This is a genomic window from Acidovorax sp. SUPP2825, assembly GCF_030158995.1.
Taxonomy (GTDB): Bacteria; Pseudomonadota; Gammaproteobacteria; order Burkholderiales; family Burkholderiaceae_C; genus Paracidovorax.
Genome location: NZ_BQXK01000029.1, coordinates 12,136 through 32,420 on the forward strand (window position 1 = coordinate 12,136; position 20,285 = coordinate 32,420).

Annotated in this window: 22 protein-coding genes; 18 read left to right on the top strand and 4 right to left on the bottom strand. The window is 57.7% G+C overall.

Features of this window, described 5'->3' with window-relative positions; translation table 11 throughout:
* The first annotated feature begins 4 nt into the window (after nucleotides 1-4).
* The 13 genes from AVAK2825_RS23185 to AVAK2825_RS23245 all read left to right on the top strand — a co-directional run bounded on the left by AVAK2825_RS23185 (nucleotide 5) and on the right by AVAK2825_RS23245 (nucleotide 9,052).
* Nucleotides 5-271: a hypothetical protein gene (locus AVAK2825_RS23185; RefSeq protein WP_284402785.1), complete on the top strand. Its 267-nt coding sequence runs from the start codon at nucleotides 5-7 to the stop codon at nucleotides 269-271.
* A 922-nt stretch (nucleotides 272-1,193) separates the two neighbouring features.
* Nucleotides 1,194-1,505: a hypothetical protein gene (locus AVAK2825_RS23190; RefSeq protein ID WP_284402787.1), complete on the top strand. Its 312-nt coding sequence runs from the start codon at nucleotides 1,194-1,196 to the stop codon at nucleotides 1,503-1,505.
* Nucleotides 1,506-1,735: 230 nt separating this feature from the next.
* A complete protein-coding gene (locus AVAK2825_RS23195; RefSeq protein ID WP_284402788.1) occupies nucleotides 1,736-2,053 on the top strand; it encodes a hypothetical protein in 318 nt (105 codons plus the stop codon).
* An 84-nt stretch (nucleotides 2,054-2,137) separates the two neighbouring features.
* Nucleotides 2,138-2,431, top strand: a complete 294-nt coding sequence (locus AVAK2825_RS23200) for a hypothetical protein (protein ID WP_284402789.1) — start codon at nucleotides 2,138-2,140, stop codon at nucleotides 2,429-2,431.
* A 15-nt stretch (nucleotides 2,432-2,446) separates the two neighbouring features.
* Nucleotides 2,447-2,935, top strand: coding sequence for a DUF7673 family protein (locus tag AVAK2825_RS23205; protein WP_284402792.1), 489 nt, complete (start codon nucleotides 2,447-2,449; stop codon nucleotides 2,933-2,935).
* A 305-nt stretch (nucleotides 2,936-3,240) separates the two neighbouring features.
* A complete protein-coding gene (locus tag AVAK2825_RS23210; protein ID WP_284402793.1) occupies nucleotides 3,241-3,678 on the top strand; it encodes a hypothetical protein in 438 nt (145 codons plus the stop codon).
* A gap of 260 nt (nucleotides 3,679-3,938) precedes the next feature.
* Nucleotides 3,939-4,352, top strand: coding sequence for a hypothetical protein (locus AVAK2825_RS23215; protein ID WP_284402794.1), 414 nt, complete (start codon nucleotides 3,939-3,941; stop codon nucleotides 4,350-4,352).
* A 124-nt stretch (nucleotides 4,353-4,476) separates the two neighbouring features.
* Complete coding sequence (locus tag AVAK2825_RS23220) at nucleotides 4,477-4,788, top strand: hypothetical protein (RefSeq protein ID WP_502868980.1); 312 nt, start codon at nucleotides 4,477-4,479, stop codon at nucleotides 4,786-4,788.
* A 13-nt stretch (nucleotides 4,789-4,801) separates the two neighbouring features.
* Nucleotides 4,802-5,032: a hypothetical protein gene (locus tag AVAK2825_RS23225; RefSeq protein WP_284402795.1), complete on the top strand. Its 231-nt coding sequence runs from the start codon at nucleotides 4,802-4,804 to the stop codon at nucleotides 5,030-5,032.
* Nucleotides 5,033-5,140: 108 nt separating this feature from the next.
* Entirely contained in the window at nucleotides 5,141-5,581 is a 441-nt protein-coding gene (locus AVAK2825_RS23230) for a hypothetical protein (RefSeq protein WP_284402796.1), read from the top strand.
* Nucleotides 5,582-5,699: 118 nt separating this feature from the next.
* A complete protein-coding gene (locus AVAK2825_RS23235; RefSeq protein ID WP_284402797.1) occupies nucleotides 5,700-5,990 on the top strand; it encodes a hypothetical protein in 291 nt (96 codons plus the stop codon).
* Nucleotides 5,983-6,624, top strand: a complete 642-nt coding sequence (locus tag AVAK2825_RS23240) for a hypothetical protein (protein WP_284402798.1) — start codon at nucleotides 5,983-5,985, stop codon at nucleotides 6,622-6,624. The genes AVAK2825_RS23235 and AVAK2825_RS23240 overlap by 8 nt, the downstream gene beginning before the upstream one ends.
* A 91-nt stretch (nucleotides 6,625-6,715) precedes the next feature.
* Nucleotides 6,716-9,052, top strand: coding sequence for a DEAD/DEAH box helicase family protein (locus tag AVAK2825_RS23245; RefSeq protein WP_502870600.1), 2,337 nt, complete (start codon nucleotides 6,716-6,718; stop codon nucleotides 9,050-9,052).
* 89 nt (nucleotides 9,053-9,141) lie between these two features.
* Here AVAK2825_RS23245 and AVAK2825_RS23250 read toward each other — a convergent pair whose 3' ends face one another.
* Nucleotides 9,142-12,204, bottom strand: coding sequence for an anti-phage protein (locus AVAK2825_RS23250; protein ID WP_284402799.1), 3,063 nt, complete (start codon nucleotides 12,202-12,204; stop codon nucleotides 9,142-9,144).
* Nucleotides 12,205-12,594: 390 nt separating this feature from the next.
* Here AVAK2825_RS23250 and AVAK2825_RS23255 point away from each other — a divergent pair, with 390 nt between their 5' ends.
* The gene (locus AVAK2825_RS23255; RefSeq protein ID WP_284402800.1) at nucleotides 12,595-13,647 is read left to right on the top strand and encodes a TRAP transporter substrate-binding protein; all 1,053 of its coding nucleotides are present in this window, start codon (nucleotides 12,595-12,597) and stop codon (nucleotides 13,645-13,647) included.
* A gap of 21 nt (nucleotides 13,648-13,668) precedes the next feature.
* On the opposite strand, the gene AVAK2825_RS23260 is transcribed toward AVAK2825_RS23255, so the two are convergent.
* Complete coding sequence (locus AVAK2825_RS23260; protein WP_284402801.1) at nucleotides 13,669-14,610, bottom strand: LysR family transcriptional regulator; 942 nt, start codon at nucleotides 14,608-14,610, stop codon at nucleotides 13,669-13,671.
* A gap of 167 nt (nucleotides 14,611-14,777) precedes the next feature.
* Here AVAK2825_RS23260 and AVAK2825_RS23265 point away from each other — a divergent pair, with 167 nt between their 5' ends.
* The 4 genes from AVAK2825_RS23265 to AVAK2825_RS23280 all read left to right on the top strand — a co-directional run bounded on the left by AVAK2825_RS23265 (nucleotide 14,778) and on the right by AVAK2825_RS23280 (nucleotide 18,790).
* Nucleotides 14,778-15,722 (top strand): tripartite tricarboxylate transporter substrate binding protein, encoded by a 945-nt coding sequence (locus AVAK2825_RS23265; protein ID WP_245711535.1) that lies wholly within the window; start codon nucleotides 14,778-14,780, stop codon nucleotides 15,720-15,722.
* 11 nt (nucleotides 15,723-15,733) lie between these two features.
* On the top strand, nucleotides 15,734-16,915 hold the full coding sequence (locus AVAK2825_RS23270) for a CaiB/BaiF CoA transferase family protein (protein WP_284402802.1): 1,182 nt from the start codon (nucleotides 15,734-15,736) through the stop codon (nucleotides 16,913-16,915).
* Between the two features lie 169 nt (nucleotides 16,916-17,084).
* Entirely contained in the window at nucleotides 17,085-18,020 is a 936-nt protein-coding gene (locus AVAK2825_RS23275; protein WP_284402803.1) for a tyrosine-type recombinase/integrase, read from the top strand.
* A 56-nt stretch (nucleotides 18,021-18,076) separates the two neighbouring features.
* Nucleotides 18,077-18,790: an NYN domain-containing protein gene (locus tag AVAK2825_RS23280; protein ID WP_284402804.1), complete on the top strand. Its 714-nt coding sequence runs from the start codon at nucleotides 18,077-18,079 to the stop codon at nucleotides 18,788-18,790.
* A 110-nt stretch (nucleotides 18,791-18,900) separates the two neighbouring features.
* Here the strand turns inward: AVAK2825_RS23280 and AVAK2825_RS23285 are convergent, their stop codons facing one another.
* Both AVAK2825_RS23285 and AVAK2825_RS23290 read right to left on the bottom strand, forming a co-directional pair.
* Complete coding sequence (locus AVAK2825_RS23285) at nucleotides 18,901-19,149, bottom strand: hypothetical protein (protein ID WP_284402805.1); 249 nt, start codon at nucleotides 19,147-19,149, stop codon at nucleotides 18,901-18,903.
* Between the two features lie 16 nt (nucleotides 19,150-19,165).
* Nucleotides 19,166-20,110, bottom strand: a complete 945-nt coding sequence (locus tag AVAK2825_RS23290; protein WP_284402806.1) for a DUF3262 family protein — start codon at nucleotides 20,108-20,110, stop codon at nucleotides 19,166-19,168.
* Nucleotides 20,111-20,285: the final 175 nt, after the last annotated feature.

Sequence of the window (20,285 nt, forward strand, 5' to 3'; positions counted from 1 at the left end):
TGACATGAACTTCACCCCCGACGAATTGCGAGAGATCAATGACGCATTGAGCACCGCTGTTCAGCGCATGCTCAATGAAGGTCAGACGCCTCAAGAGATCGAGTACCAGGCTTTGGTCATCGCGTGGTTCGCACAGCGAAAGTGCGTCGAGAAACTGCTGCCTGGTGCCGAGCCAGATTGGCTGAGGGAACGTGATGAGCAGGTGAGAGCTGCCGTTGCGTCTCCCAAATGTCGGAACGAGCCTCCAACCCACGAAACGTCCATGCACTGATGCACGGAAAGTGCGAGGGCGGGTTTGACTCGTCTTCAAAAGCGCGTATGCTTTGCACCGTTTTGCGAGTGTTTACCGGTGTCACTTGAAGAACCGGAGCTGGTTCGCCAGCACATGAGGCACGTCAACCCCTGAAGCGTGCACGCTCTTCGGAGCTGGGGTTCCTGTCGGCACGGACCGCTGAATCGCACACCTCAAAAGTCCTCCAGTGCCCAGCCTGCCAGGTCGCAAGCCTGTCAGACATTCAAAGCCCACTGCATCCCACCTGCCTCGGCAGGTGCGGTGCTGTTTTTTCCCGATCGTGGCCTCGCACATTGCGAGAGAACACCCACCTCAATTGCCCGCGTCCATCTCGCCTCAGCGCCGCAACGGCGCTTGACCGGCCACCGGCAGCACACCAGGCGCACGCCGATCCCCACGACATTTCAACGATCCGCCCTCCGAAGAGGGCTGTCCCGTGGCCGCTCGGTGCGCCCAGGGGACAGCCTTCGCTGCTCGCAGCACGGGCTCTGCTCCCCAACTGGGTGGCGGCAACCTGATGTGCCGCGGCTTTGCGGAAGAACCCATGCGTTCACCGCGCCATTACTCGGCCACCTGGACCTTCGCTCGCGGTGGCCCGCCTGCGCGACACGACACGCCCCCCACGGGGCCCGACCTGGCGCAGCGAGGAGGTATCCGTTCAAGATTCATCCCAAGCCAGCGGAATTCCGAGAGGAGTTCCCCAGCAGCCGGCATGGCTGCTGAGGGAAACCATCTCCATCCCATCGAAACGATGGTTTCAACGAGGCGCGTTCAACTCTGAAAACGTGCCAGGCCGCGCCACGCGGCCCGAGTGATCTCTCTTTTCTCATCAACCCCGCGGGTCCCGAATCCCGCAGGGGGCAGGGCCTGCATTCCATTCCTTTGCAGGAGTACCCATAGCATGACGAAACCCCATCGCGCAGCAACCAACGAACTGGCCCGCCTGCGAAGAACGGCTCGCCAATTCCCCGTTCCACTGACCCTTCAGGCACGCACGCAGGTCACTGCGCTCTTGCGGCGGCACGAAGAGGCCGTCATCGGCACCACGCTCCTGGCGGCGGACCAGGACGACTTCTTCGCCACAGCACAAAACTGTAGCGGCTTCTACATCATCGGCCTGTCGGACCATGAGTGCGCAGCGGCCGAGACGGTGGACCCGGCGGGGATCGAGGAGGCGATCCGATGGGCTCAAGCCGAACCCATCTTGTCTTGACCGATCTCCGTGGAACCCAGATGGGTTCCCTCAGTAGCTGCAGGTCGGCTGTTGAGGGAAACCATTTGAGTCAAACCAAAATGGTTTTCAGCAGGCACGTTCAACTCTGAAAACGTGCCAGGGCCGAGAAATCGGTCCGAGTCCAGTGTTTTCATCCATCCACCCTCTGCGGGACCACGGCCCGCAAGGGATCGTGCTCGCGGTTTTCTTGCAAAGGAGTTTCCCCGAGTATGCAAACCATCGAATTGGGCCTCTACGAGGCGCTCACCGATATCGGCGTCGATCCAGACGCGGCGCGCAATGCGGAACGTGCTTTAGAGGCAGCCCTTCGGGCCAGCCGCGAAGCGATGCGTACCGAAATGCGGCAGCACCTGTCCGCCGGTGCAGATGACCAGCGAACCCACGAAACCATCCGGCACGAGTTGGGCGAGATCCAGTGCAATTTGCTTCGTGCCATGGATGACCATGTGCGCTGGGGCAGCATCAGCCTGGTCATCGTGAATGCCTTTATTGCCGTACTGACCGTGGCAGCCATCAAGCTGCTTTAACGGTCCGTTTCATTTCTTCCAACCCACCGGGGACATCGATCCCCGCAGGGTTTCGGTCGTCCCCGTTTTTCTTCGGAGACGATCATGATCCATCAACTTCCCCTGACTTCCCCGGCGCCTTCGCGCCTCGCCCCCGAGCAGCGCACGCTGTTCCATTCGATCTTGAGGCAGTGGCTGACCATGGCTCCGGCCATGGAATGCGACCAGCTGATGGTGGCGCGCGAGCGCCATGCACCAGGCCGCAAATGTTCCATGCTCACGCTGGTGCGTAGCTGCTTCACGCAACCGGCCTTGCGGGCCGATCTGCCGGAGTCACTGGTCCACCTGCTCGTGCAACGTCAATGGCTGGCTCCTGCGCAACAGCGCAGAGCCGCCTGAGCGGGAGGGCGTGCCATGTCGAACAAGCACACCGTCGTGATGGTGCATGTACCCACGGGTTCGGAAGAGGCCTTTTTCAAGGTCTATGAAGAATTCGTGAATGCGTTGCGCACCAAGAGCGAGAAACCGCCACGCAAGCTCATGGAGATGTACTTTTCCCCGCCACCCGACGAGGACAGGTATCAGCTGGAGCAGCGTGGAGTCGAGTCTTTGAAGGTCCTGCTGCGGATCGCGCAAGGTGAGGCCAGGCACGCCCGGTACATCGCCTCCTTTCTCGCGGGCCTGTACAACGGCGACCTGTTTGCCTTCAACCTCAACGATCTGCGGTGGCTCGATGAGTCGCTCTACGCGCACGTGATCGCGGTACTCCATATGGACTGCCGACTGCGCAAACAGGATGTCCCGCACTACTTCGACAACGGCGAAGTTCTGTGGGCCACCATGATCGCTCGCTGGGGCATCAAGGACGTGCTCACGCATCGTTCCCCGCCTCGCAAGGGCTGACCTGACCTTGGGTTCCCGATCCGCCAATGCGCGGATCGGGAACCCAGGTGTCCAACCTCGCGCCCCGCCGGCGGCCGCTCCAGCCTCCCCCTCCAAAAAGCGAACAGATGCGTTCCCTTGCCGCCTTGTCCACCAGGTCGCCAAGGGAAACCATTTGCACCATTCATCCATGGTTTCAGGCACGTTCAACTCTGAAAACGTGCCCGTCTGCGATCAGCAGATGGAGTTCTTGTCAAAACCAATTCATCAACCCTGTGGGGCCTACCCACAGGGGATGGCTTCATGTTTCTCCGCAAAGGAAAGAAATGTTCATCAACACCGAGTACCGCCGCATGAACGGCCACTGCGTGGCTACCAGCGAAGGACTGACCGACCAACGGGTCGCGTTGTGGCTGGAGACGCGGCTGGACTATGACGGTCGCCTCATCACCTGGCTTTGCCGGGACGATGCGGCCTACGAGCAAAGCACCTGGACCTGCCTGGCCAACACCAGGATGCCGCCGTCGATGACGGAAAGCATTGCGGTCGCCTGGCAGCACGAGCGTGCCATGGCCGAGTTGCAGCGCATGGAAAACCTCCAGCCAGTGCATCCCGCACTGGCCATTGCCCGAAACGTGTATCGACAGATCGGGCTCGGGATCTATGTGCTGGTCAACCCGACCGTGCGTATGTTTTTGCGGCGTATGCGGCGCGTGCTTTTCCGGCGCGTGAGGCAAATGCACCGCGAGGCCTACAGGCCCTGATACCCGGCGCGCAGCGCCTCTTTCCTTGTCCTGGACAAGGCCAGAACCCATGCAAATGGGTTCCCACAGCGGCCGGACCCATGGCCTTTGTGGGAAACCATTTGAACCAATCACCAATGGTTTCAGGCACGTTCAACTCTGAAAACGTGCCCGCTTGGGCGATCAGCCGAGTGGAGTTCTCGTCAAAACCTTTTCATCAACCCTGTGGGGCCTCGCCCTGCAGGGGGTGGCTTCACGCCTTTTTGCAGGAGAGAACCACCATGGAAACGAAGATCTACAAGGACCGCGATGGCTGGAATGCCAAGACGGTCGTCCCCCTGGATGAACGGCGCGAGCTGGTCATCCGCACATCCCGTCGCCAGATCGGTGGCGGGCTGCTGACCAGCGCTGCGTGCTGGAGCGTCAATGCTGCCGGCTACCAGACCCATGCCATGGGTTTGGGCACTGGGTGCGGAGATTTCTCCACCCGCATCGTGACCACGCAGCCGCCGCGCATCACCGAAAAAGTGGTGGCGCAGCAGCACGAGATGGCCCTGCGCCAGATCGATGCCATCCGCCAGGCAGCGCAGTTGCACTACGCGGCCCAGGTGCAAGCCGAGACGGAGGCTCCGCAGCTTGACGTCGCAGAGCCCACGCAGCCGGTTGTCCACGCACCGAGCGCCATCGCTCGCTGAACGGCCTTGTGCTGACCGGCTTCGGCCGGCGCATTCAAACCGCGGCTGCTGCCGCAGCCCTTTCATCAACCCTTGGGGAACACCGCTTCCTCAAGGGGCGGTTTCCCCATTTTTGGAGAAGTCCATGAACGCTGTGTACGAAGCGCCTCAAGCGGCGCAATGCTTGCCCCGATTCCCATTGGGATCGACCGTGATGACGCAAGGTGTGAACGCCCTGGTCGCCGGCGGCCGGCTGAACCCCTATGTGCTTTTGCGCCGGCATCTGCTGGGCGACTGGGGTGATCTCTGTGAAGACGATCGCCGACTGAACGACCAGGCTGTGCGCCTTGGCAACCGCATCCTTTCGGCCTACCAGCTCGAAGGGAACACCACCGTCTGGATCATCACCGAGTGCGACCGCAGCGTAACCACGCTGCTGTTGCCTTCGGAGTATTGAGGGCGGCGTTGCCATGCCAGAAAAGCCGCTGACCAACGTGGAACTGGTCGTCGAGATGATGGAGTACAGCCGTTACGGCGCGGTGGTGCAGCTGCTCATCGTGGAGGCGATCAGAAAGTATGCCGAAGCGGTCAGCCAAGCCGATCCCGCAACCTTCGACAGCCCATTCATCAATGGAGAGGTATGGGTCGCAGTTGCTGGGGAAGTACGGCAAAAGATGCAAGCCAACTATGGCTGGGACTGATCTCCAGCTTGATGCAGCCGACTGAGGTCGGCTGAACATTTCCACCACCCGTGCGGGGCCAGGCCCTGCACGGGACTGCCTCGCGCCTTTTTCCTGAAGGAGTCAAACATGACTAACGCAGTGCCCGTATCGGGCGCCAATTTCTGCCATTTCTGCGAATGTGAACTGGAAGCCGGACAACTCGGCTCCTGCCCCCAGTGTGCCAAGACCAGCAAGACCGGCAAGGCTCGGCTGTTCAAAGCCATCTGGGCGGCCGACGAGGTGTCGGTGGACTACTGCGAACTGGAGCAAATCAACCTGGAAGGGGGTGATCGCACGCCCTCATTCATGGTGACGGCCAGCGCACGGCGGATCGCAGTGATCGACCAGGAGATCGAGTTGACCTTCGGTGAGGACAGCAGCTTCGGCTTCTTCATGGACATGGGTGGTGATCGCCATTTCCTCGTCGTGAGCCTTATCAAACGCGAACCGTTGACGCCTGCAGATATTGAGCGGATGGAGCACGAGTGTGGCATCGCGGCGAATGCGCAACTGACGCCAACACTTTGAAACGAAGCCACTTCGGTGGCAACTTTCTTTCAACAACCCTTGCGGGTCCAGTCCTGAAAAGGCTTGGACCCGCTTCTTTTTCAAGGAGTGAATCCATGGACAACACAGGACTCTCGCCATGCTGAGGATCGAGGAACTGGCGCAGGCCACCATCGCCAGTTGGTGCACATCCGGCCTGGCCGAATGCGTCACGGAGCTCGGCCTTCATCTGCATGAGCTACGCGGCGACAGGATCGCCTTCTCGCAAGAAATCGAGCGTGCAAGAGCGATCTATGCACAGCCATCGGACAACGACATTGAAATCGATGATGAGCCTTTCGTGGCGCCAGCATCGGGTGGCGTGTGGGTTGCCGCATGGCTTTGGGTGCCCAAGGATGCAGCAGCGCAGGGAGGTGACGCGCATGGCTGACTCCAACGGGCTCTACCGCATCGAGGAGTTCCCCGAGATCTTCGTGGACGCTTGCCTGAGAGACAGCGAAGGCCAATTCATGTTCCTGTCAATCTACGGCCGGGACGGCTCCATCATGCAGTTCATCGCAGCGATGGAGCTGGGTGGCCAGGAGCGGGGCGTGCAGCGCTTTCACCTGGTGAACGCCGCCGGCGAGCGACATCAGGTGGACGTGGGCGGCACCGACCGCCTCACCAAGCATGCCGGCAGGTTGCCCAGGCAGAACCTGTTCGGTCCGTTGAGCCAGATGTGGGTCTTCGACAAACGCCTGCAGCAGCCTGACCGCGCCAATCGCATCGCCTGGGTGTTGCACCAGGAGGCCGGCGCAAAAGCGTCTTTCGACGGCGGTCCCGTGACCAAAGTGACGCTGCAGGATCGTGTGTGGAAGACCATCGTCGGGCTATCTCCCGTCGCATTGCTGGACCACTGGCGGCAACCCTTGCTGACCTGGTGTGAAAACAAGCGCGCCACGCAGGCCTTGGGTGACGCGATCTATCCCGCCATTGGCCCTGTACAGGCTGTTCGCGTGAGCCTGACGGAACACTTCGTCGGCTTCATCAAGGATGGCGTGAAGAACCGCACCTTGACTCTCTGATCCCGTGGCCATCCGGCCACTCACTTTGCAACCCGCGCGGGGAACTGGCCCCCGCTGGTTCTCCGCATTTTTTTGTTCAAGGAGAACCTCTATGCAAACCGTCAATCCCTCGCTCGCAGAAATCCCTGCAGATCCTTCTAGGTCTGCCGCTGATGCGGCCCAACCCTTGGCCCAGGACGGCTTCGACAACATGGCCCTGGCCAACTTCATCGACGAGTTTGGCGACGGGCTGCTGGCCCAGGTGCGCTCGCAGAACCCGCCGATCTACGATCCTGCACGAGACGAAGGGCAGGGTGCCTGGCAAGCCCGGCAAAGCATTCTCGACTCGCTCAAACGCAAGCCCTTCAAGGCCCAGGCCGACGCGGTGCATGCCACCGTCAAGCTACTGGTCGATCACGATCAACCCGCTGCCGTCATCAACGCAGAAATGGGCACTGGTAAGACCATGATGGCCATCTGCGCGGCGGCGCTGCTGCAGCACACGCATCCGCGCACACTGGTGATCTCGCCGCCACACCTTGTGTACAAGTGGCGGCGCGAGATCCGCGAGACGGTGCCCGACGCCAAGGTGTGGGTGCTCAATGGCCCGGACACGCTGCGAAAGCTGCTGATGCTCCGCAAATCCCTGGGCCTCAAGACCAGCCAGCCTGAGTTCTTCGTGCTGGGCCGGGTGAGGATGCGCATGGGCTTCCATTGGAAACCTGCGTTCGTCACACGGCGCCAGAAGGTGCATGACCAGGTACTCGCTGTGGCAGCGTGTCCCGACTGCCTCACTCCGATCACGCGCGACGACGGCGAAGGTCATCCGATGCCCATCTCTGCGGAACTGGCAATGGTCAGCCTGGGAGACCGGCGAGGCAAGTGCGATCACTGCGGAAGTTCACTGTGGACGCTGATGCGATCGGGTCGGCCGATCCAGTCGATGCACGACCTGGTGCTGGGCGCGCTCAAGCAGATGCCGACCATCGGAGAGAAAACCGCCCGCAAATTGCTGGACATCTTTGGAGAAGACGCATTGGGCGCCATGTTGGGCGACAACGTGTACGAGTTCCTGAACCTCATGGACGCCAATGGCGAGCTGGTGTTCAGTGATCGGCAGGCCACGCGCATGGAGCGCTCGCTGGCCAACTTCGAGTTCAGCATCGGCGAGGGCGGGTATCAGGCCACCGAGTTCGTAAAGCGCTATCTGCCCCGCGGCTACTTTGGCTTGCTGGTCGTGGATGAGGGCCATGAGTACAAGAACGAGGGCTCTGCACAGGGCCAGGCCATGGGAGTCCTGGCCAGCCAGTGTCGAAAGACGCTGCTGCTGACCGGCACGCTGATGGGCGGCTACGCCGACGACCTGTTCCACCTGCTGTGGCGCCTGAACCCGGCAACTCTGATCGAGGACGGTTTCAAGCCATCCAAGAGCGGCTCGATGGGGCCCGCCGCCATGGGCTTCATGCGCGAGCACGGCATCTTGAAGGACGTGTACAAGGAGTCCAGTGGCACCTCCCACAGGACGGCCAAGGCCAAACAGATGACGGTACGCACCAGCAAGGCGCCGGGCTTCGGCCCGGTCGGCATCATGCGGTACGTGCTGCCCGTTACGGTGTTCCTCAAGTTGCGAGACATCGGCCAGAAGGTGCTGCCTCCCTACCAGGAGCAGTTCATCGAGGTGCCGATGGGCGAAGCGCAGAAGGATGCCTATGAGCGTTTGACCAGGGTCTTGGTCAGTGCCCTCAAAGAGGCGCTGGCCATGAAGGACAGCACCTTGCTGGGCGTCGTGATGAACGTGCTGCTGGCCTGGCCAGACTGCTGTTTTCGCACGGAGACGGTCAAGCACCCGAGAACGCGCGCGACGCTGGCTGTTCAACCGGCGGTTTTTACCGACAGCGAACCTGCTCCAAAAGAGTTGGCGTTGCTGAGGATCTGCCAGCAAGAGAAGGCACAGGGGCGCAGGGTTTTGGTCTATTCGGTGTATTCGGGCACCCGCGACACGACAGCGCGCTTGAAGTCACTGCTGGAGCTGCATGGCTTCAAGGTGGGCGTGCTGCGCGCCAGCGTGGATGCCGCCCGCCGTGAGGACTGGGTGGCCGATCAGGTGGAGAAGGGCATCGACGTGCTCATCTCTAACCCCGAGTTGGTGAAAACTGGCTTGGACCTGCTGGAGTTCCCGACCATCGTGTTCATGCAGAGCGGCTACAACGTCTATACCGTCCAGCAGGCGGCCCGGCGCTCCTGGCGAATCGGGCAGAAGTTGGCGGTGAAGGTGATCTTTCTGGGCTATGCCGGCAGCACCCAGATGGAGTGCTTGAAGCTGATGGCCAAGAAGATCGCGGTGTCGCAATCGACGTCAGGCGACATGCCCGACTCAGGCCTGGACGTGCTCAACGATGCTGGAGACAGCATCGAGGTCGCACTGGCCAAGAAACTGCTGGCCGATTGACGGCCAGCTCCTGAACGTCCTGTCCCGCTTTACGGGGCAGGGCGTTTCAATGATGGAAGTCAATGTGCTTACATTGACCTCTTTCGCGCCTAATTTGAGATCCGTTTTGTACGCTTAGTTTTGAAATCAATAGCATGTTGCAAATCAATTTTAATTCCCATTTCTTCGCAAATTTGCTGCTTTTCTCGCTCTGCAGTCCTGTACATATGTATCCGAGAATAAACGATCCAACGCAATACAGAGTGGGCAAATGCCGATTTCTGCACGCGACTGTTTAAATCTCTCAGTTCTGAAAGGGGAATGGGATCGGGAGTTTCTAGCTTCCCCGCCATTGCAATTAGTCTGTTCGCGACAGTGTCATTTGTTGCCACATATCGATCGATTGCAGGCGTCATACTCCTTGAACCAACACTTGCTCCAACTCTATGAATAAACCAAAATGACAACCTCCCTATCACTTGAAACATTTTAACCTTTACTGCTTTTTCTCTTGTGGCCTTTGTACTGCTACCAGATTCGCCATCCTGAATCGCTTCTAAGAGTTCTGCCATAACTCCATCGGGAGTAGATGCAAAAATTTCGACAAAGCTCCGAAGCGCTCTGAGACCACCTTGAAATAAAGTGTTTATTAGTAATTGTTTCGTTGTCGAGTCAATCGCACCGAAATTTGCCTTTAGTGCTGAACCAAGTATCTCGACACCTCGTATCAAGCCGTTGATTTCCGCCAGCAACTCCAAGGCAGCACGTTGAAATTCGTCATCTTCGCTGAAGTCTTTGGGAACTAGAATTCCATCCAAACCAGCCTCAAGACCTTCGTCTTGAACCTGTACATTATTACGAACAGCAAGCTCACTGTCCTTTGAAAATACAAGTGCAGGAAGCTTGTCTACATAATTGTCTAAAGTAGCAGTATCATGATTAAAAGCCAATGGAATCACAGCCGAAAATCTCGAGTCGATGGACTTCTTCAGCGCATCAAAAACTACAGTGCCATCCGTAGAATGATGAGCTAAGAACAGCATCGCATTTCCAAGCTCGCGGACATGCAGATTCTTGCAGCATTCATCAATGAATTCAATTATTTCCTGATTATCCAAATGTCGTGATAAAAAGCGCCCCAGAAAGAAGAAGTAACTATAAGGATATCTAAATCCAATCTCATCATCTGTCAGTAAAAATATATTGGCTTCAATTAAAATTCTCTTTCTATTTTCGTAATTTATTTCAAGATCAAATTTATCTTCGAAGGATGAGTGAAAGGATCTAAATTCGCGATCCGAAACTCTTTGTTTTTCCCCGCTTTTTAGGAACCAGGCAAACTGTGAGCAATAATTTAAAACTTCATGGGTCTGCTCATGTCGAACTTTTGAGTTCAAGGCACCAAGTATCATGTATTCGTAGTAATACCCTAATGCGCTATTTTCCAATCCATTTGATTGCCCCAGCTCCTGACTTTGTAGTAGGATTAAAAGGAAGAGCGGATATGACGGCACAAGACCGCGTCCCACCACCCTGGATATAAGTAAATCTGTAGCATCAACCGTGTTATTGCTGACCGCTGTGGCATCATCTATATTGAACCACTTTTTAACCAACTCGTAGCGCAGCCTAAAGCCAAACTCCAATAAAAATACTTGATTAATTTGCTTTAAACTGGAAAACTCTTCTCCAAGCAAAGCTTCTTTCAACTGAAATGAGCTATCCGCGGTAGCGAATACTGCTCTGACTTGGCTCCTCAATTTATCAAACACTAACCCGAAATACTTATCGGGAAATTCATAGGCATCCAGGTTATCCAATAGCAAGAATTTTTTTGATGGCGCGGCCTGTAGTATTTTATTAACATACGGCGCTCCGTATTGCTCTCGGACGCAGCCTTCTATTAGGCGCTGCAAATCGCGCTCAGCCGATATTTTCAACTTATTCCCATTTAAATATATTGGATAAAGGCCAGCATCCAGCAATGCGATAAATATTTGCTTTAGGAGAGCTGTTTTACCCGACTTCTGTTCCCCCTTGATAATTACGGACTCAGACTCCCCCAGTTTGTCAAACAACGATTTTGCTGAGGCGACGACAGGCGTTTTTTCGTCGTCGTCAGCGGGCTCGATTTCAGGAAATACGTAGATATCATTAAGTTCAAGGCGCTGCTTGGCTTGATGAGTAACATTTGCGCCAATATCTCGCAAAAAGTCAGCCCAATCGGGCGTAAGTGAGATAGCCTGATGCTTCTCGGGTAGAGTCTGCGAAGATACTTTGTCAAAAGAAATGTATTGGTCGCCCTGCCATTCAAATGGAGTGCAATCAATCTTATTCTCAGGTAGGTTGAGCAGAACGACATTGAAGCGTGAAATTGACGATCCGTGCTCTTGTAGAGCGCCACCTTCTATAAAAATAGTGTGCCCGGTTTCACTATCAATGTTGGCTCCAAAATTTGTCTGGTGCTCGTGCCCTGTAATGCAAATTTCACAGCAATCTCGCGTCAGTCGCCTGAACTCCCTAAACTGTCGCGAAGATATCCAATGTGCAGGATGATGCATTACCAATATGCGGACGGATCCATTATGCTCATTCCGACTATTTTTTAAACTACTTGGAAAGCCAAGCGAGCCTGGTTCAGTCCGCTTTTCGCAGCTCCATGCATTATTTACACAGGATACTTCGATTTGATGATTTTCAACGGTGAGCGTAGAGGTCAGCCATATGGGCGAATGGACGACTGATTCCAAAGTGTTAACTTTTCTCTGAAAATCGTCGTAAGCTCTAAAAGGCAAAACGCATTCCTCCACCGATTCTATATCAATTTTTGCAGGATCCTCCGTCATTAATTGCTTAAGTATTCTTGAGCGGATGCTACTCCTTGGCAGGTCGAAGTCTGCGTCGTGATTGCCAGGGCAGGTAATAACATCCATCGGCAAGTTCGTGCGACTAGCCAATTCTGATTTAATACCTTCAATAAGTATTATTGCTTTTGCAAATTGCGATTCTTTTCCTGACTGTGATATATCGCCACTAATAATCAGAAGTATGCGCGATGCAGCGGCATGAAATGGTTGGGTAGAGGCAACTATCTCCGGAGCCCGAAGATGTACATCTTTGTCATCCTCTTTAAAATGTATATCAGACAGATGAATAATAAGTAACGAAGTCATATTCTGAGAAGTAGTTGAGCTCTTTAACGAAAAAATCCGCCATAGGTGAAAACACTAGGTGGCAATTACTCAAATTTCGGTTAGCACCTGGGTTTTAGTGGGTAACGCGGAAATCAATCCCAATCCTACGATGAAAGGCGATACTGGCTCATTTCTGCGCTGGAAAAATATTTATAATCTCCAATTCAATCTGGTTTGCGTTGGTTATTGGCGCGAAGCACCGCCACTCGCGCAACAAAACGCAACGGTTACCGAGGAGGTCAAGTAACGATGCGCCCCACAGGCCCATTGACCTGTCTTACTAGTGCGCCAACGCAGGAGACTGGGGTATGAGGAACACACGCACATGCGCGGATCCCGGCTCAGGACGATTGAACACAGAGAAAGACCATGATGCTCCCCGATGTTCGAACAGCTGACTCGACGAAAACGATCCGCCGATTTGGGGCCAAGATGATGGTTGCCTTAGCGGCGTGCGCCGCCCTAGAGCCCGTGGCCGCTCAGGCTCCGCAGAGTACGTGGACGCTGGCATCGAGCTACCCGAAGGACCTTTTTCACGCGGTTAACCTGCGCCAATTCGCGCAGGACGTAAAGGATCGCGCGAAGGGTGGCTTGGTCATCGACGTTCGCACTGACAATATTGCAGCGGGTCTCTCCGAGATCACGGCGAAGGTGCGATCGGGCGATCTCGCTGCAGGGGAGGTGCTTCTCAGCACCATGGCCAGCGATAACCGGATCGCCGGCGCAGATGCCATTCCTTTCATCGTCAACAGCTACGACGATGCCTTGCGGCTGTGGAATGCGCAACGTCCGCTGCTGCAGGAAGCTTTGGATAAGAAAGGCCTGGTGATCCTCTATGTTGTGCCCTGGCCGGCGCAAGGATTGTTTACCATCCGCCCCGTGCGCAGCGTTGCGGATCTGCGCGGCATGAAAATGCGCACCTACAACCCGAGCACCCTGCGTCTTGCGGAACTCATGGGCGCCACGCCTGTCGACGTGCCAACGCAGGCCATCGGCGCGGCATTCAAGGACCAGCGCCTGGACGCCATGTTCACTTCGCCCGCGACCGGGGTGGACTCGAAATTGTGGGAGGGTCCGGCCAAACACTTCTACAACGTGCGTGGTTGGTATCCGAAGAACATCGTGATCGCTAACAAGGCCAAGTGGGCCGAGCTTCCCGAAGCCACTCGCCAAACCGTTATGGCGGCAGCGGGCGAGGCGCAAAAGCGCGGCTGGATGGCCAGCGAAGCCACATCCGCCGTCTCTCTGGCAGAACTGGCGCGTAACGGAATCAAAGTGGAGACGCCTCAGCCTGAACTGCGAAACGAGCTGCGGCGCATCGGAGAGAAGTTTTCGGTCGAGTACCTTCGAGAGACCGGCGCCGAGGGCAACCGTATGCTGATCCCGTATTTCGCAAACGAAAGTACGACACCTCCCAGATAGGCAAGAGGCCCGGTAAGGAATTCACCCAGATGCCGCAAGCATTGGGGGCGGGCTCGCTGAGCGTAGGCGACCAGCATCGTAATGCCGGCAAAGGTTGTCCACCAATGCTTGCGCATACACGGGCAGAGTAGCCCTATCACGCATCAGCAGGTGACGTTCACGCACGCTCCACTCGTCTCGCAATTCCACCATCGCCAGTGGCATAGCCAACTGATTGCGGATGACAGCCGATTCGGGCAGCACCCCAATGCCCACATTGCTGCTGATCATGCGGCACATCGCCTCGAAACTGCGCAACCGAATTCGAGGTTTCTGACGATGCCCCAATTGCTGGGTGATCTGATCCAGAAATGCCTGCAGCGTGCTGCCCTCCGGCATCCCCACCACGTCCTCCTCTAGCGTTTCAGCGAAGTTCACGGAGCGTCGCCGTGCGAAACGGTGGCTGGGAGAGGTGACCAGAACCAGCCGGTCGGTACTGAAATGGATAGAGACCAGGCCCAAAGTATCAATGGAACCAGCAATGATGCCTAGATCTGCACGACCTTCCAAAACACCCCGCGGAATCATCGCATTAGGCCGTTCTTCCAACTCAACGTTGACATGTGGATGATCTGAGAGGAAATCTGCCAGTATTTCCGGTAAGAAATCTGTGACAGCAGTGGTGTTGGCCAGCAGCCGTAAATGCCCGCGCAATCCGCCGCCATATTCCCCCATTTCTGCGTGCAGAAGGTCTGCCTGTTGCAGCATCAAGCGCGCATGATGAACAAAAGCCTCGCCAGCCGGTAGCAGCCGGACTCCCCTTGCTTCGCGTGCCAATAACAAGACGCCGGCCTGCATTTCCAGTGCCTTGATGCGCGTACTTGCCGCTGCTAGAGAGAGATTGTGTTTGGCCGCGGCTCTGGTCAAGTTGCACATCTCTGCCACGCACACATACAGACGCAAATCAGTCAGGTCGAACTGCATGTAAGAAAACGTATTTCGAGCATTAATGAAAAACGAAGCCTCGCTTCTGAAATAGCCAATTGTGTAGGGCGCGAATCTCTGCAGAATCCACCCCCAGCCCGAATCGTAAGCCGGGTAATAAAGGGAGTAGAACTATGAGATTGAAATTTTTTGCAGCAACGCTGCTGATGGGAACCTTGGGACTCGGCGCCACGCTCGCGCAAGCCCAGGCGGCGTATCCCACGCGCCCGCTCACGCTGGTAGTGCCGCAAACGGTAGGCGGCACCAACGACATCGTTGGGCGGGTGGTCGCCCACAAACTGGGGGAGGTACTGGGCACCGGAGCCATTGTCGACAACCGGCCTGGCGCCGGCGGCAACATCGGGACCCAATACGTGGCGCGAGGTCCGAAGGACGGGTACACGCTGCTTGTCACGATCAGCAGTAGCCAGGCGATCAACCCTGCGCTTTATCGAAATCCAGGATTCGATCCCGTGAAGGATTTCGTGCCTGTCGCCATGATTGGCAACGTGCCCAACGTTCTGCTGGTCAATCCATCATTCGCTGCCAAGACCTTCGGCGACTTCCTGTCCCTTGCTCGGCGCAAGGACGCCCAGTACCAGTACGCCTCGGCTGGCAACGGCACGCTCAATCACCTGCTGGGCGAGATGCTGAATGAGATGGCAGGTGTTTCGCTGCAGCATGTCCCCTACAAAGGCATTGCACCAGCGCTGAACGACGTATTGGGAGGACAACTGCCCATCGTGTTCGCCAGCTTGCCATCATCGCTGGCACACATCAAGGCAGGCCGGCTACGCGCCTTGGCTGTGAGCGGCGCCAAGCGCACGCCTGTACTGCCCGACGTGCCGGCGATTGCCGAAGCGGTGCCAGGCTACGAAGGTACGCTGTGGATCGGCTTGTTTGCCCCGGCTGGGGTAGCACCAGCGGTGGTGCGCACGCTGCAGGATGGCATGCGAAAAACCATGGCAGCGCAGGATCTGCGCGAGAAGCTGGACCAGCAGGGTGTGGAGATCGCCGCACCAACATCCCCCGATCAATTTGCGGCCCAGCTGCGCAGCGACCTGGCCAAGTGGGAAAAGATCGTCAAAGCTTCGCGCGCAGAAGTGGACTGAGGAGGCGCGCGATGACCCGACCTCTCGAAGGCATTACCGTTGTCTCTCTGGAGCATGCGATCGCAGCGCCTTTTTGCACCCGTCAGCTGGCGGATTTGGGCGCGCGCATCATCAAAGTAGAGCGCCCAGAGACTGGGGATTTCGCGCGCGAGTACGACCAGCGGGTGAGGGGCATGTCATCGCACTTCGTGTGGACAAACCGATCGAAGAAGAGCCTGACGCTGGATCTGAAGCAGCCACGGGCGCTGGACGTGCTCAGGCGACTGATCGAGAAGGCGGACGTGTTCGTGCAGAACCTTGCGCCCAGCGCCACGGCCCGCATGGGCTTGGATTACGCCAGCCTTTCCCACACCAATCCCCGCCTGGTGGTCTGCGACATCTCCGGATACGGTGACGACGGGCCATACCGGGACAAGAAGGCCTATGACTTGCTGATTCAGAGCGAAGCGGGCCTGCTTTCGATAACGGGTACCGAGGAGTCGCCTTGCAAGACCGGCAACTCGATTGCCGACATCGCTGCGGGCATGTATGCCTATACCAACATCCTTGCGGCGCTGCTACGGCGCGAGAAGACAGGGGAGGGTGCCCACATCGATGTCTCCATGCTTGAGTCTCTGGTGGAGTGGATGGGCTTTCCGATGTACTACGCCTTCGAGGGTGCGCCGCCCCCGGAGCGCAGCGCCGCTTCCCACGCAACGATCTACCCCTACGGACCATTTGCCGCCGGCGATGGTGGCAAGGTCATGCTGGGCGTGCAAAACGAGCGGGAATGGGAAAGTTTCTGCACCGTTGTCTTGCGTGAACCCGCGCTCGCTCAGGCGCCACGTTTCGCCAACAGCACGCAACGCAATGCGCACCGGGATGAGCTTCGGCAGCTGATTCTGAACGTCTTCGAGAAGTTGACCACTGACGAAGTGGTGGCGCGACTCGAAAAAGCGCAAATTGCCAATGCCTGCATGAATGACATGGCACAGCTGTGGGCCCACCCCCAACTGAAAGCACGCGAGCGCTGGCGCAAAGTGGACTCGCCAGTTGGTCCGCTGCCTGCTTTGCTGCCTCCAGGGCGAAGCAACCGCTGGCAAGCCAGCATGGAGCCGATCCCCGCGGTAGGCCAGCACACCGACGCATTACTGCGTGAAGTAGGTCTTTCAGACCAATCTATCAAAGACCTGCGCGCCCACGGCGCGATTTAGGGACCCCCATGGATTTGAAGAATCATGCCGGATGTGCCGGCGGATGGAGTGCGCGCGCTCGTATCTGCGTCTTCGGACGCTTGGCGGATGCGCCGGTACCGACTCCCGCTCGACGCATGCTTGATCGTCTTGGGATAGGTGATCCGTCGTGACGGGGCCGAAGCTGTTTGTGGAAGAGCGCTTCAAGGAATATCTGAAGCACGAATGCGGGTATGCGCGAAGTACCTTGCAGGTGGCCCACTATGCACTCATCGAGTGGCAGCGATGGCTGCGGGAACGCTTCGGAATCACGCGGCTGGATGTCTCGGCCTTGCATCTTCGGCACTGGATTAGCGAGCAGTCGCGCAGGCATGCCCAAACCACGGTGGACAAGAAGACCTGGGTGCTTCGCACGTTCTACGCCTGGCTGGCAGGCGAGAGCATGATGGAGTGCGACCCCTGGCAATACATCGCGCCACCGAGGCGAAGGCCCCACCAGCAAAGCCTGGGGTACGTCCCCTGCGAACGCACGGTGCACCGCCTTCTGGAGCAACCCGACACCCGGTTCGCCCTGGGCCTGCGCGATCGGGCGATCCTGGAACTGCTGTATGCCTCCGGCCTGCGTGCCGCGGAGTTGCTGAGCCTTCGGCCGCATCAACTGTGCCTGCGCACCCGTGCGGCCCAGGTGATGGGCAAAGGGGGCAAGGAGCGGATCGTGGTGTTCGGAGAGCACTCAGCCCAGTGGCTAGAGCGGTATCTGCACGAAGCGCGCCCCGCGCTGCTGCAGGCCTGCCAGCGCCCAGTCCCGGCCCTGTTCGTCCATGCGACGGCCTTTGGCACCCTGAACTACAGCGCCCTGCAGCGCACGATCCGCCGGCATGCCGACGCGGCAGGCCTGCCGATGGTGACAGCCCACACGCTGCGGCATGCCTTCGCCACGCACCTGTACCAGGCCGGGGCGAATCTGCGCGTAATCCAGATGTTGCTCGGCCATGCATGCCTGCAGACCACGACCATCTATGCCAGGACGTCGATGGTCTACTTGCGGGGCGTCATCGAGCGGCATCATCCACGAGGTATTTGCTACGTCCCTGCCTCGAGCGAATTCCGCACGGCAAGAGGTTGAAAAATCAAAGCGGATCATGCAGACTGGGGTGAAGGGAACAAAAAGGGAGATACGACTTGGCAAACATTGACGCTCCGCGACTTGCGGTCCTCATTGACGCTGACAATGCGTCTGCATCCGTGGTCAAGGAGCTTTTGGAGGAGGTGGCCAAGTACGGGACAGCCACCGTGAAACGGGCCTTTGGAGACTGGACAACGCAAAATCTCGTCGGATGGAAGGCCCATCTTCATCTCCATGCGATCCAACCCGTTCAGCAGTTCGCCTACACGAAAGGAAAGAACTCGACGGACTCGGCTTTCATCATCGACGCCATGGACTTGCTGTATTCCGGGAACGTTGATGGATTTTGCTTGGTATCGAGCGACAGTGACTTCACTCGTTTGGCCACCCGGCTGCGTGAAGCGGGCAAGACGGTGTACGGGCTCGGAGAGCGTAAGACCCCTGAACCCTTCATCGCGGCCTGCGACAAGTTCATCTTCTTCGAGGTATTGAACAAACAGGCCGGTACGGTTCCGAGTACGCCGCAGGTGCTCGATGTGCCGGATCTGAAAGAGCTGCTTTCGAACGCGATTCGGGAAACCGCTCGGGAGACGGGCTGGTCACACCTTGCCACTGTCGGAGGATTGCTTGGGAAGACCCATAGCTCTTTTGATCCAAGGAACTACGGATTCAAGAAGCTCAGCGATCTGGTTCGCGCGCAGGGCTACGTCGAAGCGATCGACAGAGCCGATGCAACCGGCATCCCTCACGTCGAGGTGCGATTGAAATAGTCGCATCCCTGAAAGGCTGGGATTGGCATCGGCCAATCCCAAATGCTGCGGTCAACGGCCCACAAGCTGCGGCATGCGTTCGCCACGCATAACCGTTTTCCAGGGCCGCATCATCGATGTCGGGTCAAGATGCCGAGCGCCAAGGCCGTGATCGCGCAGCCGATCAGCCAGTAAAACCATGTGAACAGCTGCTCCGCCCCCATGAGCACAGCGCAAGCAAATCCAGCGGCCGACACCAAGGCCCCAATGAACGATAACTTCTGAGCGAACCATAGAAGTGAGCTAAGAATCGTGCCTGCGGAGCCTGCGACACCTTGCACGGCGCTGTCGATGATCTCGTCGGTCACTTTTTTCTCCATTACCTGATCTCCTGAATCAAAAAATCGTCATCACCGCAAAAACGATCATCACGATGATGCAGCCCTTTTGCATGTACTCCATCATCGTGGCCTTGTCGATGACGCCGCGGGCGTATTGCTGCCACACGCCCACGAGGGCGCTGGAAACCACCAGGAGGGTGATGGCCACCAGCAGCATCTGGATGATGGAGCGCATGCGTGCCATGGACACGCCCGAGCCCTGCTCGAAGCCGATGCGCAGCGCCTCGGTGACGGGCACGCACTGGCCATCGGAGGCGCGGATGCAACTGTTATTGAATGCGATGCCGCTGCCACCACCGGAGATCGGCGTAGATGGGCTGGTCGTGCCGGGCGTCGTGGGGGAGGGCGCATTGCCCGCGATGCGATCGGCCATGCCGCAGATGGTCGTGCCGTTGGAGTCGGCGAAGCCCGAGCAGCGCCCTGAGACGATCATGCGCTGGCAGTTGCCGATGCCCAGTTGCACGCAGGCCAGGATCATGTTCGCGTCCACGCGGCGGCCATCGAACGTACCCAGGGCCTCAAGGGCCTGCGCGGGGTTGGCCTGCAACGCCTGCGACATCACGCGCGACCATGCATCCACTTGGCGCTGCAGGCTCCAGGTCCTGAACTCATCGGGTGGCACCTGAGCGTATCTGCGAATGTTTTCCTCGTTCATCTGCAGTACGCCGTAGCAGCACGAGCCGTAGCAGCACGAGCCGTTATAGACCGAGAGGTAGCCACCGCTCTCGACGTTGATGGCCAGATTGCCAACGGCCCTGGCATTCGCACGCAGCCACTGACTGGCGTTGGGAGAGTTTGCGATCGCCTGCGACACCTGATCGGCGGTCACGCGGTCATTGGTCACCAGGCGTTGCTGGGCCGAAGCAGGAAGATGCGTAGCCAGCACCAAAAGCAATGCGAGAAGCAGCGCCGAGCAAAGCGCAAAGAGGGTGCGTTGCATGTTTGCTGCCACTTGTCATCCGAGGTGCAAGGCACGATCACATTCAGGTGGGAGCCTCTCACAACCCCATGTTTGACGAATCCGAATAGGGAGGAGTGGGCGCCAGTAGCCGTTTGAGCGTGATGAGGCCCAGCAGCGGTCTGCGCCTGGGTGCATGAGGGGCCTTGCAGGCCCG

Excerpts from the sequence above, each read along its gene's own strand:
- AVAK2825_RS23220 (WP_502868980.1), top strand. The coding sequence starts at position 4,477 with ATGAACGCTGTGTACGAAGCGCCTCAAGCGGCGCAATGCTTGCCCCGA.
- AVAK2825_RS23255 (WP_284402800.1), top strand. The coding sequence starts at position 12,595 with ATGATGCTCCCCGATGTTCGAACAGCTGACTCGACGAAAACGATCCGC.
- AVAK2825_RS23245 (WP_502870600.1), top strand. The coding sequence starts at position 6,716 with ATGCAAACCGTCAATCCCTCGCTCGCAGAAATCCCTGCAGATCCTTCT.
- AVAK2825_RS23260 (WP_284402801.1), bottom strand. The coding sequence starts at position 14,610 with ATGCAGTTCGACCTGACTGATTTGCGTCTGTATGTGTGCGTGGCAGAG.
- AVAK2825_RS23195 (WP_284402788.1), top strand. The coding sequence starts at position 1,736 with ATGCAAACCATCGAATTGGGCCTCTACGAGGCGCTCACCGATATCGGC.
- AVAK2825_RS23200 (WP_284402789.1), top strand. The coding sequence starts at position 2,138 with ATGATCCATCAACTTCCCCTGACTTCCCCGGCGCCTTCGCGCCTCGCC.
- AVAK2825_RS23290 (WP_284402806.1), bottom strand. The coding sequence starts at position 20,110 with ATGCAACGCACCCTCTTTGCGCTTTGCTCGGCGCTGCTTCTCGCATTG.
- AVAK2825_RS23185 (WP_284402785.1), top strand. The coding sequence starts at position 5 with ATGAACTTCACCCCCGACGAATTGCGAGAGATCAATGACGCATTGAGC.
- AVAK2825_RS23265 (WP_245711535.1), top strand. The coding sequence starts at position 14,778 with ATGGGAACCTTGGGACTCGGCGCCACGCTCGCGCAAGCCCAGGCGGCG.
- AVAK2825_RS23225 (WP_284402795.1), top strand. The coding sequence starts at position 4,802 with ATGCCAGAAAAGCCGCTGACCAACGTGGAACTGGTCGTCGAGATGATG.
- AVAK2825_RS23230 (WP_284402796.1), top strand. The coding sequence starts at position 5,141 with ATGACTAACGCAGTGCCCGTATCGGGCGCCAATTTCTGCCATTTCTGC.
- AVAK2825_RS23190 (WP_284402787.1), top strand. The coding sequence starts at position 1,194 with ATGACGAAACCCCATCGCGCAGCAACCAACGAACTGGCCCGCCTGCGA.
- AVAK2825_RS23215 (WP_284402794.1), top strand. The coding sequence starts at position 3,939 with ATGGAAACGAAGATCTACAAGGACCGCGATGGCTGGAATGCCAAGACG.
- AVAK2825_RS23285 (WP_284402805.1), bottom strand. The coding sequence starts at position 19,149 with ATGGAGAAAAAAGTGACCGACGAGATCATCGACAGCGCCGTGCAAGGT.
- AVAK2825_RS23210 (WP_284402793.1), top strand. The coding sequence starts at position 3,241 with ATGTTCATCAACACCGAGTACCGCCGCATGAACGGCCACTGCGTGGCT.
- AVAK2825_RS23240 (WP_284402798.1), top strand. The coding sequence starts at position 5,983 with ATGGCTGACTCCAACGGGCTCTACCGCATCGAGGAGTTCCCCGAGATC.
- AVAK2825_RS23270 (WP_284402802.1), top strand. The coding sequence starts at position 15,734 with ATGACCCGACCTCTCGAAGGCATTACCGTTGTCTCTCTGGAGCATGCG.
- AVAK2825_RS23235 (WP_284402797.1), top strand. The coding sequence starts at position 5,700 with ATGCTGAGGATCGAGGAACTGGCGCAGGCCACCATCGCCAGTTGGTGC.
- AVAK2825_RS23250 (WP_284402799.1), bottom strand. The coding sequence starts at position 12,204 with ATGACTTCGTTACTTATTATTCATCTGTCTGATATACATTTTAAAGAG.
- AVAK2825_RS23205 (WP_284402792.1), top strand. The coding sequence starts at position 2,447 with ATGTCGAACAAGCACACCGTCGTGATGGTGCATGTACCCACGGGTTCG.